This is a genomic window from Oceanimonas doudoroffii, assembly GCF_002242685.1.
GTDB classification, from domain to species: Bacteria; Pseudomonadota; Gammaproteobacteria; order Enterobacterales; family Aeromonadaceae; genus Oceanimonas; species Oceanimonas doudoroffii.
In genome coordinates this window covers 58,444-71,202 of record NZ_NBIM01000005.1, presented here as the reverse complement: position 1 = coordinate 71,202, position 12,759 = coordinate 58,444, and the positions used below count along the sequence as shown (strand labels likewise).

The window sequence follows — 12,759 nt, the reverse complement described above, 5'->3', positions numbered from 1 at the left end:
TTGGTAAGTATCGGTTTTGAAGATAGATGAGTTTCTCTCTGGAGCAGTTACAGGCCTTTGTGACCACGGTGGATACCGGCTCGTTCTCGGCCGCGGCCCGGCGCCTGGGCAAGGCCCAGTCGGTGGTGAGCACCGCCGTGGCCAACCTGGAAATCGATCTCGACAATCCGCTGTTCGCACGCAGCGGTCGCTACCCGCGGCTGACTCCGGCCGGGGAACGGCTGCTGGCGGAGGCTCGAGTGATCCTGGAGCGCTGCGAGCACTTTCGCGGGGTGGCCAAAAGCCTGGGGGAAGGAGTGGAAAGCCGGCTGGTGCTGGCGGTGGATGAACTCTATCCGTCCGAGCAGCTGGGGGCCCTGATGGATGAATTTGCCCGCCGCTTTCCGACCGTGGAGCTGGAGCTGCTGTTTCCCTTGATGGAAGACGTCAGCCGCATGGTGTTGGAGGAGCGGGTCGATCTGGGCATTATGTGGCGCCAGGAAATTTTGCCTTCGGCGCTGAACTTTCATGCCCTGGGGCGGGTGCCGCTGAAACTGGTGTGCGCCCCCGACCATGCCCTGGCCGGCCAGCGGGTGGGTTGGGAAGAGCTCAAGCGTTACCGTCAGCTGATGGTGGCCACCCGTAATGACAGTGAAGAAAAGGTGCGGCTGCGGGTGGCGGCGGATGTCTGGTGGGTGGAAAGCCAGTGGGTGATCGTGGAGCTGGTACAGCGCAACCTGGGCTGGGCCTTTGTGCCCGAACATGTGGTGGCGGAGGCCCTGTCCCGCGGCCTGCTGGTGTCACCGGAGCTGGAATTTGACGATCAGGACTGGCCGGTGGCGCTGGAGTTGGTGTGGCACAAGCAGCGCCCCCTGGGCAAGGCCGCCGCCTGGCTGAAGGCGGCGGCCATAGGTGCGGCTCAGTCGGTCAGTTCATAGGGCAGGGGGCGCAGTCGCAGCCGGCTGTCGGGCTGCTCCTTGATGCGGAACAGGGTATCGGCATCCAGATCCTTGTTCAGCACGGTGAGCAGCATGCACTCATTGCCCTGCCGGCACGCGCTCAGCACGGTGCCGGCCCGGCGCCAGTTGTCACCCAGCTGCATTTCCAGATCCTGGTTGACGGCCACCTCGTCCTCAACCTCGCCTTCCAGAATAAACATGGCCTTTTTGTTGGCACCCCGGTATTTGGCCCTGGCCACGGTCTCCTGACCCATATAGCAGCCCTTGTTGAAGCTGATGCCGCCAATGGCCTGCAGGTTGAGCATCTGGGGAATGTAGTCGCCCTGGTGCTCGGCACTCATGTCGGGCAGCCCGGCATGGATCATCAGCCCGCGCCATTCCTGCTCGTCGCCTCGGGGCAGGTCCGGCAATTCGGCGTCTTTGGGCAACACCAGCAGCGCATGCTCGGCGGCCACCGGAATAATGACGCCGCCCTGCCACAGGTTGCCGTCGCCGACCTGATGGTTCAGCCAGTGGGACAGGCCTTCGCCGGCCAGGCCGCAGACCTGCCAATGGTCGCTGACATCGTCGATCTCGGTTTTGGCAAAGACCGCGAACTTCTTCAGCTCGGGCAGCTGGCGCGCCACCAGCGACTGGTTCATCACCAGCAGCAGTTGCTCGCCCAGATTGGCCAGCCAGAATGAGGCCCACAGTTTGCCCTTGCTGTCGCAATGACCGCCGGCACAGGCGTCGCCGGGGCCGAGCCGGTCGATGTCGGCGGTCACCTGGCCCTGCAGGTATTTGACCCGCTCTGCTCCGGTCAGGGCGACAACGGCCCTGTCGGTCAGCGGATAGAGTTGGGGGGTAGAGGCGATGGTAAACACGAAAGCACCCTCAGTTTCAGTCCGAAATGTGACCCTCATGGTAAAGACGGCCAAGTAATTTGTCAGTATTCATTCCACCTTATACCATGAGCTTTGTTTTGTTACATGGAAGCCGACATGCTCACTAGCACCGACAAACCCCGCCTGATCTGGGCATGCCGCCGGGGCATGCTGGAGTTGGATGTGATTCTAGCCCCCTTTGTGGAGCACGAATACGACGCCCTTGATGAGCCGCAACAGGCCACCTTCCGGCGCCTGCTGGAATGCGACGACCCGGATTTGTTTGCCTGGTTTATGGGCCATGAGCGTTCAAAGGACGCCGCCCTGCAGGCCATGGTGGGCTACATTCTTGAACGCAACCAGGTTCGCAATCAACGCTGAGCCTTCGCGGCTGCACCGGCTCTACCTGCTCGGGCTGGCCCTGCTGTTGTGGTTACCGGCGGCGTTGTTGCTCGACGCCGACCGCCTGCCCTGGTTTGCACCGGGCTGGTTGCTGGCCTCGGGGCTGGCCTGGCACCGGGCCGGTCGTTACCGTCTGGTCGGCGAATTCAATGCCGGCGTGCTTAGCCTTAATGGCCGCAGCGGTACACTTTCCCATCACAGCCGGGCCGGGCCCGGCTTTTTGCTGCTGGTGCTGGAGGGAAATCCCTGGCCGCCGCTGTGGTTGTTTCAGGATGCGGTGCCCGACGCCGTATACCGGCGCCTGGCACGGCAGCTGCTTTACGCGGGTTGACGAGGGTTGTAGTTGGCGGGGGTGAGCACCGTGGGCTGCGGATTGTCGAGCTGATTTGGATAATCCAGGGTGTAGTGCAGGCCACGGGATTCCTTGCGGTCCATGGCCGACAACACAATCAGCTCTGCCACCTGCACCAGGTTGCGCAGCTCCAGCAAATTGTTGCTGACCCTGAAGTTGGCGTAATACTCCTGAATTTCCTGCTGCAGCAGTTCAATACGGCGCTTGGCCCGCTCCAGTCGCTTGTTCGAGCGCACTATGCCGACGTAGTCCCACATAAACAGCCGCAGCTCGTGCCAGTTGTGGTGGATCACCACTTCCTCGTCGGAGTCGGTCACCTTGCTTTCATCCCACAGTGGTAGCATGGGCGGCTCCGGGGTGGTAGCCAGGCCGGCCAGCATGTCTTCCCCGGCGGCTCGGGCGAACACGATGCACTCCAGCAGCGAGTTTGACGCCATGCGGTTGGCGCCGTGCAGGCCGGTGTAGGACACCTCGCCAATGGCGTAGAGACCGTCGATGTCGGTACGGCCCTTGTGATCCACCATGACTCCGCCGCAGGTGTAGTGAGCGGCGGGCACCACCGGCATGGCCTGCCTGGTGATGTCGATGCCCACCTTGAGGCAACGTTCGTAAATGGTGGGAAAGTGCTTGATGATGAAGTCCGCCGGCTTGTGGCTGATGTCGAGATACATGCAGTCGGCGCCCAGGCGCTTCATTTCGTGGTCGATGGCGCGGGCCACTATGTCCCGGGGGGCCAGCTCGCCGCGCTGATCAAAGTCGGGCATAAAGCGGCTGCCGTCCGGGCGCAGCAGGTGGGCGCCTTCACCGCGCAGGGCCTCGGTGAGCAGAAAGTTGTTGTCGTCCGGGTGATACAAGCTGGTGGGGTGGAACTGGTTGAATTCCATATTGGCCACTCGGCAGCCGGCGCGCCAGGCCATGGCGATGCCGTCGCCGGAGCTGACGTCCGGGTTGGAAGTGTACTGGTAAACCTTAGACGCACCGCCGGTGGCCATGGCCACGAAACGGGCACGCACGGTTTCCACCCGCTCCTTGTTGCGGTTCCACACATAGGCGCCCAGCACCCGGTTGCCGGGCAGGCCGAGCTTGGCCGTGGTAATCAAATCCAGGGCGTTGACCCGTTCCAGCACATGAATGTTGGGGTGGCGTTGCACCTGCTCGATAAGAGTGGTCTGTACCGCCCGGCCGGTGGCGTCGGCGGCGTGAAAAATGCGCCTGTGGCTGTGGCCGCCCTCCCGGGTCAGGTGATAGCTGGGTTCGCCCTGTCCGGTTTCTTCTGTGTCAAAGGGCACGCCCTGGCCGATCAGCCACTGAATGGCGTCGGGCGCGTTGCGGGCGGTGAACTCGACCACGGCTTCGTCGCACAGGCCGGCACCGGCCACCAGGGTGTCGGCCACGTGGGATTCGATGCTGTCGGTTTCATCAAAGACGGCGGCAATGCCCCCCTGGGCATACAGGGTGGCACCTTCGGCGAGCGGTCCCTTGCACAGCACATGCACGCGGGCATGGCTGGCCAGTTTCAGCGCCAGGGACAGGCCGGCGGCACCGCTGCCAATGATGAGCACGTCGCAGAGGTATTCAACGGGATCTTTCATAAAGTATCATTGGCCCGAAAAAAAGAGGGGCTTCATGTTAGCGCATGCGTCCACCGTGCGCAGCCGGAATCGGCTTTTCCAAATGAGTTCAGAACTTTTTGCCGCCGTTGAAGTCCATTAAGGTACGCTTGTGACGGGCTGGTTGTCAGGCACCGGAAGAATCGGAGGGTATGCGGCTCGTATGAGCGAGAATTTGACGGATCAGCAAGTGATCGAGCGGGTTCAGCGGGGAGACAAGAATGCATACAACCTGCTGGTGAAAAAATATCAGTACAAAGTGGCGAACCTGGTGTCTCGTTACGTGTCCAATCCTGGAGACGTACCCGATGTGACCCAGGAGGCCTTTATCAAGGCCTACCGGGCATTGTCCGGCTTTCGCGGCGAGAGTGCGTTTTTCACCTGGCTGTATCGCATCGCGGTCAATACCGCCAAGAATCATCTGGTATCGCAGCGACGACGCCCGCCGGGTTCGGATGTGGAGATCGACGACGCCGAGTATTACGGTGGTGGTGAGGCCCTGAAGGAGCTGGCCTCACCGGAAAGCCTGATACTGACGGAGGAAATCCGCCAGGCCGTGTTTGAAACCATAGACGGCTTGCCGGACGATCTGAAAACGGCGATCACCCTGCGGGAATTGGAAGGAATGAGCTACGAAGACATCGCGAGTGTCATGGATTGCCCGGTGGGAACCGTGCGTTCACGCATTTTTCGGGCTCGGGAAGCAATAGACAAGCGGGTCACCCCCTTGCTTCGGAGTTGAACGGGGAAGTGTTATGGCTAACAAAGAGCGAATTTCGGCACTGGTCGACGGAGAAATCCAGGATAGGGTGCTGCTGGAGCATGTCTTCAGCGACAGGGAACTGGCCGATACCTTTGGCCGCTATCACCTTTACGGCGACGTGATGCGCAATGAATTGCCCGAACGCCTGCCGCTTGATCTGAGCGACAGTATAGCGGCGGCGCTGGAGCAGGAAGCCCCGCTGACCGCCGCCAATGACAGCCATGCCGAGTCCGGTGCGGCCAGGGTGGTGCGGCCGACGTTCGGGCGTGCCCTGAGTCGCATCAAGCCGGCCCTGCGCCATGCAGGTCAGTTCGCCATTGCCGCCTCGGTATCGGCGGCGGTGATCTTCGGGGTGCAACAATACAGTCAGCCTGCAGCCACCCAGTCGCCGGTGCTGAATACCGTGCCCCTGAGCGGTGGTGCCGCGCCGGTCAGCCTGAACTATCAGGTGGATCAGCAGCAGCGGGTCAGCGAACAGCAGCTGCTGGAGCAGGAACGGCGCATTCATGCCCTGCTGATGGATCACGAGCTGCAGCAACGGCTGCGCCAGAACTGAGGTTGCTGTTTGTTGAGTACCAACGTATTGCGGGCCACCCTGGCCCTGCTGCTGGTGGCGGTCTGGCCGGCACCGGCCGCCAGTGCTGACGAAACCGGCGATACCCGGGCCCTGTTGCAGAAAATGCAGCAGGCCTATCACCAGCTCAACTTCGAGCTGACCCTGGTGGAGGCCGGGCAGGGGGAACCCGAGCCCAAGCGGCTGACCCGGGGTCAACTGGATGGGCAGCCCCTTACTCACCTTGTTCACCTCAATGGTCGCCCCCGGGAATTTGTTCAGCGCAATGATCAGACCAGTTATTTCGATCTGGGGCCGGGGGGCTATACCCTGCGTCAGTCCCGGTTGCCTGGCCTGTTCAGCCGATTGCAGCATGCCTCCCTCGACCAGTTGTTGGCCCGCTACGATGCCGTTGTGGCCGGCCGCAGCCGCGTGCTTGGGCGCGTTGCCGAGGTGGTGCGACTGGTGCCCAAAGACGAGCATTGCTATGGCTACGTATTGTGGCTGGATCAGGATACCGGTCTGTTGCTGCGTCTGGACACCCTGGATCAGCAGTCCGGCCTGATGGAGCAGGTGATGGGCGTGGCGCTGCAGGTGAGCGAAGAGCCTTCGGCGTTGCTGCGCGAACTCAGTGGCGCCCGGCTGCCACCGGCCATGTCGGTGGGCGAGCGCCAGCCCGAAGCCGAGTCCGACTCGGCCTGGCGAGTGACCTGGTTGCCGCCGGGCTTTGACATTCGCTCCCGCAATCAGCACCGTTTGCCGCTGACCGAGCAGGCGGTGGACTACCTGATGGCGTCAAACGGCGTGGTTGATGTCTCCGTCTATGTGACCGAAGCGGCAGGCGGCGAGCCCCGCCAGCAACTGGTGCGCCAGGGCGCCACTCACCTGGTCAGCCTGACCAGCCCCGCCAGAATGGAAGTGACCGTGGTGGGGGATGTGCCCGCCGATACCGCCCGCCGCATTGCCGAGTCGGTGGCCGCGGGCGAGCAGGGAGCCGCCGCGCCATGATTGAGGAAATCGCCACCGTGACCGCGGTGCATGCCGGCCGGGTCGAGGTCAGCTGTTTCAGCAAGTCGGCCTGTGGCCAGTGCCGGCAAAGCAGCAGCTGTGGCACCGGCCTGGTGTCAAAGGCATTGCCGGCCCGCAGCCATGACTTTGCGATCGCCACCGAACTGGCGTTGCGGCCCGGTCAGCAGGTACGCATTGGCATTCCCGAGCACAGCCTGATTGGCGGCGCCCTGCTGGTGTATTTGCTGCCGTTGTTGTGCCTGCTGGCGGGGGGCTCGCTGGCGGCCTGGGCCGGCCTGCCGGAAGTCGGCAGCATTCTGGGGGCACTGGCCGGTGGCGGCCTGGGCTTTGGTCTGGCCGCCAGGTGGGCCCGGCGGCGTGGCCGGTTCGATCAGCCGGTGATCCTGGGACCCCTGATCGACGTGGTTCGCGCAGAAGATTAGTGCAGGCCGGCACAGACTAAGGATTGGTCACTGTGCCGTGAATCCGGTAGAATCTCGCCTTTATTGTCGCCATTGACTACGGACGCCTTATCGCATCATGAAGCATATTCGTAATTTCTCCGTCATCGCTCACATCGACCACGGCAAATCGACCCTGTCCGATCGCCTGATCCAGGTATGCGGTGGCCTGACCGACAGGGAAATGCAGCAGCAGGTACTCGACTCCATGGATCTGGAGCGCGAGCGCGGCATTACCATTAAGGCTCAGAGTGTGACCCTGAACTACCAGGCGCAGGACGGCAACCAGTACCAGCTCAACTTCATCGACACGCCCGGGCACGTGGATTTCTCCTACGAGGTATCCCGCTCGCTGGCCGCCTGCGAAGGGGCGCTGCTGGTGGTGGATGCCGGTCAGGGGGTTGAGGCACAGACTCTGGCCAACTGTTACACCGCCCTCGACATGAACCTGGAAGTGGTGCCGGTGCTGAACAAGATCGATCTGCCCCAGGCCGAGCCGGAGCGGGTGGCGGAAGAGATCGAAGACATCGTCGGCATCGACGCCATCGATGCGGTGCGTTGCTCCGCCAAGACCGGCCTGGGCGTGGATCAGGTGCTGGAAACCATAGTGCAGAAGATTCCGTCGCCCGTGGGTGAGCCGGAAGGGCCGCTGCAGGCACTGATCATCGACTCCTGGTTTGACTCCTACCTGGGCGTGGTGTCGCTGGTACGCATCAAGCACGGCAGCCTGAAGAAGAACGACAAGATCAAGGTGATGAGCACCGGTCAGGTCTGGGGTGTGGATCGCATCGGCATCTTTACCCCCAAGCAGAAGGACACCGACGGCCTTAACTGCGGCGAAGTGGGCTGGGTGGTGTGCGGCATCAAGGACATTCACGGCGCGCCCGTGGGGGATACCCTGACCCATGCCAAACATGGTGCCGAGAAGGCGCTGCCCGGCTTCCAGAAGGTCAAGCCCCAGGTGTATGCGGGCCTGTTCCCCATCTCCAGCGACGACTACGAGGCCTTCCGTGACGCCCTCGACAAGCTGGCGCTGAACGATGCCTCGCTGTTTTACGAACCGGAAACTTCCAACGCCCTTGGCTTTGGTTTCCGCTGTGGCTTCCTCGGCATGCTGCACATGGAGATCATTCAGGAGCGCCTGGAACGGGAATACGATCTGGATCTGATCACCACGGCACCCACTGTGGTGTACGAAGTGGTCAAGACCGACGGCAGTGTCATCTATATTGACAGCCCGTCCCAGCTGCCGGCGGTGAACAACATCGAGGAAATTCACGAGCCCATCGCCGAGTGCCACATTCTGGTGCCCCAGGAATACCTGGGCAACGTCATCACCCTGTGCATCGAAAAGCGTGGCGTGCAGACCAATATGGTTTACCACGGCAACCAGGTGGCGCTGACCTACGACATTCCCATGGCGGAAGTGGTGCTCGACTTCTTTGACCGGCTCAAGTCCACCAGCCGGGGCTATGCCTCGCTGGACTACGGCTTCAAGCGCTTTGAGGCCGCCGACATGGTCCGCCTCGACATCATGATCAATGGCGATCGGGTGGATGCCCTGGCGATCATTACCCACAAGGAAAATGCCCAGTTCCGGGGCCGCCAGCTGGTGGAAAAAATGCGTGAGCTGATCCCGCGGCAGATGTTCGACATCGCCATTCAGGCGGCCATCGGCAACCAGATCATCGCCCGCAGCACGGTCAAGGCCCTGCGCAAGGACGTGACCGCCAAGTGTTACGGCGGCGATGTGAGCCGTAAGAAAAAGCTGCTGGCCAAGCAGAAGGAAGGCAAGAAACGCATGAAGTCCCTGGGTCGGGTCGACATTCCTCAGGATGCCTTCCTCGCCATCCTCCATGTAGGTAAGGACAAGTAACCATGGCAAGTACCTTCGCGCTGATCCTGGTGCTGGTGACACTGGTCACCGGTATTATCTGGGCCTGTGACAAGTGGATCTGGGCGCCCCAACGGGGGCGCCGCCTGGCAGAGGCGCAAGCCAGCCACGGCAACAAGGTGGACGCGGCAGCGCTGGCAAAGGCCGCCGCCGTCCCGGGCTGGATTGAGCAGGCCAGGTCCATTTTTCCGGTGATCGCGGCGGTACTGGTGCTGCGTTCCTTTATCTATGAGCCGTTTCAGATCCCTTCCGGTTCCATGATGCCAACCCTGCTGGTGGGCGATTTTATTCTGGTGGAGAAGTTCTCCTACGGGCTGAAGGAGCCGGTGACCAACACCACCCTGATCCCCACCGGCCAGCCGGAGCGGGGTGATATCGCGGTGTTCAAATACCCGGAAAACCCGCGCATCGACTATATCAAGCGGGTGGTGGGCCTGCCTGGCGATCATATCGTCTACCGGGACAAGCAGCTCTACATTCGCCCCGCCTGCGAGGCCGGCGACTGTGGCGACTACGAGCCGGTGCCGCTCAAGTTCGAGCAAAGCGGTGAGTTCACTCAGATGGGCATTCCCCTGGCTCGCTTCAGCGAGGCCCTGACCGAGCGCGGTCATGACATTCTGCAAAATCCGCTGCTGCCGGATCGGATCTCAATGTACCACCGTCAGCCCGATACCGCCCTCAACGAGTGGGTGGTGCCCGAAGGGCACTACTTCGTGCTGGGAGACAACCGGGACAACAGCACCGACAGCCGCTTCTGGGGCTTTGTGCCCGAGGGCAACCTGGTGGGCAAGGCCGTCGCCATCTGGATAAGCTTTGAGTTTGAACGCAACGCCGACAGTTGGCTGCCTTCCTGGGTGCCCAGCAATGTGCGTTTTAGCCGAATAGGCGCAATTCACTAATGAAAAAACTGAATAACCTGCAAAAAAAACTGGGTCATACCTTTAACGATGAGGCACTGCTGGTGCGGGCGCTGACCCACCGCAGCGCCGGCTCCCGCCACAACGAGCGGCTGGAGTTTCTTGGTGATTCCATTCTCAGCATGGTGATCGCCGACGCCCTGTTTCACCGTTTTCCCAAGGTCAACGAAGGCGACATGTCACGCATGCGAGCCACCCTGGTGCGGGAAAAAACCCTGGCCGAGCTGGCCCGGGACTTCGAGTTGGGCGAATACCTGATCCTGGGCCCCGGTGAGTTGAAAAGCGGCGGCTACCGTCGAGAGTCGATCCTGGCCGACGCGGTAGAGGCCCTGATCGGTGCCATTTATCTCGACAGCGGCATCGAGCGTATTACCCAGCTGCTGCTGAGCTGGTACGACGGCCGGCTCAACGATATTCAGCCCGGCGTGGAGCAGAAGGATCCCAAGACCCGGCTGCAGGAACTGCTGCAGGGCAAGCGCAAGCCGCTGCCCAGCTATGAAGTGGTCAACGTTATCGGCGAAGCCCACAATCAGAAATTTACCGTGCACTGCATCGTGGACGGCCTGGTCGAGCCGGTGGTGGGTGTGGGTACCAGCCGTCGCAAGGCGGAGCAGGCGGCGGCGGAGCAGGCACTGGATACCTTGTTATGACAGAACAACAGCAAACCTATTGCGGCTTTGTGGCCATTGTCGGCCGTCCCAACGTGGGCAAGTCCACCCTGCTCAACCGGCTGCTGGGGCAGAAGGTCAGCATTACCTCGAAAAAACCGCAGACCACCCGGCACCGCATCATGGGCATCGACACCGACGGCGACCATCAGGTGGTCTATGTCGACACGCCCGGCCTGCACATCGAGGAAAAGCGGGCCATCAACCGGCTGATGAACCGGGCCGCATCCAGCTCCCTGGGGGATGTGGAAATGGTGGTGTTCGTGGTCGACGGCACCCAGTGGACCAAGGACGACGACATGGTGCTGAACAAGCTGCGCCGCATGAACTGTCCCGTGGTGCTGGCGATCAACAAGATCGACAACGTGGAAAGCAAGGAAGCCCTGCTGCCGCACATGCAGTGGCTGGCGCAGCAAATGGACTTTGCCGATATCGTGCCGATCTCGGCGGAAAAGGGCACCAATGTAGACACCATCGCCAAGCTGGCGAAGTCGCGGCTCAAGCCCTCGCTGCACTATTTTCCGGAAGACTACATCACCGATCGCTCTTCCCGCTTTATGGCGGCGGAGATCATTCGCGAGAAACTGATGCGCTTTACCGGTGACGAGCTGCCCTATTCGATCACCGTGGAGATCGAGCGCTACCAGGTGGATGAAAAGGGTGTGGTGCACATCAACGGCCTGATCCTGGTGGAGCGCAGTGGCCAGAAGCGCATGGTGATCGGCAACAAGGGCGACAAACTGCGTACCATCGGCACCGAAGCCCGGCTGGATCTGGAACGGTTGCTGGAGCAAAAGGTCTACCTGGAGCTCTGGGTCAAGGTCAAGTCCGGCTGGGCCGATGACGAGCGCGCCCTGCGCAGCCTGGGCTACGGCGACGACTGAGCATGGCGCATGCCGCCTTTGTCATTCACAGCCGCCCCTATCGGGAAACCAGCCAGCTGGTGGAGGTATTCACTCGAGAGCAGGGGCGGCAGAGTCTGGTGGCCCGGGGCAGTCGCCAGCCCCGCTCACCCCTCAAGGGGCTGTTGCAGCCCTTTGTGCCCCTGCGACTGACCTTTGGTGGCAAGGGCGAACTGAAAACCCTGTACGGCGCCGAAGCCACCGCTCCGGCCCTGACCCTGACCGGTACCGCCCTCTACAGCGGCCTCTATCTCAACGAACTGATCTATTACCTGCTGGAAGCACAGACGCCCTTTGACGAGGTATTTGACGTTTACTTCGATACCCTGCGACAGCTGGGATCAGGCAGCGGGATTGAGCCAGTACTGCGGCGTTTCGAGTTTTACATGCTGAATGTACTCGGTTACGGAGTGGATTTTACTCAAGATGCCGATACCGGGGCAGCGGTGGTTCTTCAAGGCTGGTATGCTTACCTGCCCGAAGCCGGCTTTATGGCGCTGGATGGCCCCGAGCCCGGCGCCTTTCGCGGCGACTGGCTGCATGCTCTGGCCGAGCTCGAACTGAGCAGCCCCGAGGTTCTGGCGGCGGCCAAGCGCTTCAGCCGCCTGGCGCTGGCGCCCTATCTGGAAGGGCGGGTACTGAAAAGCCGGGCCCTGTTTATCAAAGGAAAGAGAGGAAGTCCCAGTGAGTGAACTGTATTTGGGTGTGAACATCGACCATATCGCCACCTTGCGCAACGCCCGCGGCACCAGCTATCCGGATCCGGTGCAGGCGGCGGCGGTGGCCGAGCAGGCGGGTGCCGACGGCATTACCGTGCATCTGCGCGAGGATCGCCGCCACATCACCGACAGGGACGTGGAGATCCTGGCGCACACCATTCAGACCAGAATGAATCTGGAGATGGCGGTCACCGACGAGATGATCGACATCGCCTGCCGCATCAAGCCGGCCTTTGTCTGCCTGGTGCCGGAAAAGCGGGAAGAAGTGACCACGGAAGGGGGCCTGGATGTGGCCGGCCAGCTCGACAAAGTGACCGATGCCGTCACCCGGCTGCGTGAGGCGGGCATCAAGGTGTCGCTGTTTATCGACGCCGACAAGGCCCAGATCGACGCGGCGGTGGCCACGGGCGCACCCTATATCGAAATTCACACCGGCCACTACGCCGATGCCCCCGACGAGGCCGAGCGCCTGGCCGAGCTCAAGCGTATTGCCGCGTCGGCTTCCCATGCCCATGATCAGGGGCTCAAGGTCAACGGCGGTCACGGCCTGCACTACCACAACGTCAAGCCCATTGCCGCCATTCCCGAGATGCTGGAGCTGAACATCGGCCATGCCATCATCGCCCGTGCCGCCTTTGACGGCCTGGAAAAGGCGGTGCGCGATATGAAACGGCTGCTGCGTGAAGCCCGTCAGGGCGTCTGACCGTTT

15 protein-coding genes are annotated in these 12,759 nt (G+C 61.9%); 13 read left to right on the top strand and 2 right to left on the bottom strand.

The genetic code is table 11. From position 1 onward, the window contains the following. The first annotated feature begins 26 nt into the window (after positions 1-26). On the top strand, positions 27-917 hold the full coding sequence (locus B6S08_RS13670; protein ID WP_094201371.1) for a LysR family transcriptional regulator: 891 nt from the start codon (positions 27-29) through the stop codon (positions 915-917). On the opposite strand, the gene ygfZ is transcribed toward B6S08_RS13670, so the two are convergent. Then, positions 899-1,840 carry a CAF17-like 4Fe-4S cluster assembly/insertion protein YgfZ gene (gene ygfZ, locus B6S08_RS13665; protein ID WP_169716408.1) on the bottom strand — a complete coding sequence of 314 codons (942 nt, stop codon included), beginning with the start codon at positions 1,838-1,840 and terminating at the stop codon, positions 899-901. The two genes, B6S08_RS13670 and ygfZ, sit on opposite strands and share 19 nt — an antisense overlap. Before the next feature lie 78 nt (positions 1,841-1,918). On the opposite strand from ygfZ, the gene B6S08_RS13660 reads away from it, so the two are divergent. Both B6S08_RS13660 and B6S08_RS13655 read left to right on the top strand, forming a co-directional pair. Next, positions 1,919-2,182, top strand: a complete 264-nt coding sequence (locus B6S08_RS13660) for an FAD assembly factor SdhE (RefSeq protein ID WP_094201480.1) — start codon at positions 1,919-1,921, stop codon at positions 2,180-2,182. Further along, a complete protein-coding gene (locus B6S08_RS13655) occupies positions 2,151-2,534 on the top strand; it encodes a protein YgfX (RefSeq protein ID WP_094201369.1) in 384 nt (127 codons plus the stop codon). Before B6S08_RS13660 ends, B6S08_RS13655 begins: the two co-directional genes overlap by 32 nt. On the opposite strand, the gene nadB is transcribed toward B6S08_RS13655, so the two are convergent. After that, positions 2,522-4,147, bottom strand: coding sequence for an L-aspartate oxidase (nadB, locus tag B6S08_RS13650; RefSeq protein WP_094201368.1), 1,626 nt, complete (start codon positions 4,145-4,147; stop codon positions 2,522-2,524). The two genes, B6S08_RS13655 and nadB, sit on opposite strands and share 13 nt — an antisense overlap. Before the next feature lie 181 nt (positions 4,148-4,328). Here nadB and rpoE point away from each other — a divergent pair, with 181 nt between their 5' ends. The 10 genes from rpoE to pdxJ all read left to right on the top strand — a co-directional run bounded on the left by rpoE (position 4,329) and on the right by pdxJ (position 12,753). Then, positions 4,329-4,907 carry an RNA polymerase sigma factor RpoE gene (rpoE, locus tag B6S08_RS13645; protein ID WP_094201367.1) on the top strand — a complete coding sequence of 193 codons (579 nt, stop codon included), beginning with the start codon at positions 4,329-4,331 and terminating at the stop codon, positions 4,905-4,907. Between the two features lie 13 nt (positions 4,908-4,920). Further along, positions 4,921-5,484 (top strand): sigma-E factor negative regulatory protein, encoded by a 564-nt coding sequence (locus B6S08_RS13640; protein WP_094201366.1) that lies wholly within the window; start codon positions 4,921-4,923, stop codon positions 5,482-5,484. Between the two features lie 9 nt (positions 5,485-5,493). After that, a complete protein-coding gene (locus B6S08_RS13635) occupies positions 5,494-6,489 on the top strand; it encodes a MucB/RseB C-terminal domain-containing protein (RefSeq protein WP_245849867.1) in 996 nt (331 codons plus the stop codon). Further along, the gene (locus B6S08_RS13630; protein WP_094201365.1) at positions 6,486-6,932 is read left to right on the top strand and encodes a SoxR reducing system RseC family protein; all 447 of its coding nucleotides are present in this window, start codon (positions 6,486-6,488) and stop codon (positions 6,930-6,932) included. Before B6S08_RS13635 ends, B6S08_RS13630 begins: the two co-directional genes overlap by 4 nt. A 97-nt stretch (positions 6,933-7,029) precedes the next feature. After that, entirely contained in the window at positions 7,030-8,826 is a 1,797-nt protein-coding gene (gene lepA, locus B6S08_RS13625; protein WP_094201364.1) for a translation elongation factor 4, read from the top strand. 2 nt (positions 8,827-8,828) lie between these two features. Beyond that, entirely contained in the window at positions 8,829-9,743 is a 915-nt protein-coding gene (lepB, locus tag B6S08_RS13620) for a signal peptidase I (protein WP_094201363.1), read from the top strand. Further along, a complete protein-coding gene (gene rnc, locus B6S08_RS13615) occupies positions 9,743-10,411 on the top strand; it encodes a ribonuclease III (RefSeq protein ID WP_094201362.1) in 669 nt (222 codons plus the stop codon). Before lepB ends, rnc begins: the two co-directional genes overlap by 1 nt. Next, positions 10,408-11,313 carry a GTPase Era gene (era, locus tag B6S08_RS13610; protein ID WP_094201361.1) on the top strand — a complete coding sequence of 302 codons (906 nt, stop codon included), beginning with the start codon at positions 10,408-10,410 and terminating at the stop codon, positions 11,311-11,313. The genes rnc and era overlap by 4 nt, the downstream gene beginning before the upstream one ends. Before the next feature lie 2 nt (positions 11,314-11,315). Then, on the top strand, positions 11,316-12,023 hold the full coding sequence (recO, locus tag B6S08_RS13605; protein ID WP_094201360.1) for a DNA repair protein RecO: 708 nt from the start codon (positions 11,316-11,318) through the stop codon (positions 12,021-12,023). After that, positions 12,016-12,753: a pyridoxine 5'-phosphate synthase gene (pdxJ, locus tag B6S08_RS13600; protein ID WP_094201359.1), complete on the top strand. Its 738-nt coding sequence runs from the start codon at positions 12,016-12,018 to the stop codon at positions 12,751-12,753. The genes recO and pdxJ overlap by 8 nt, the downstream gene beginning before the upstream one ends. Positions 12,754-12,759: the final 6 nt, after the last annotated feature.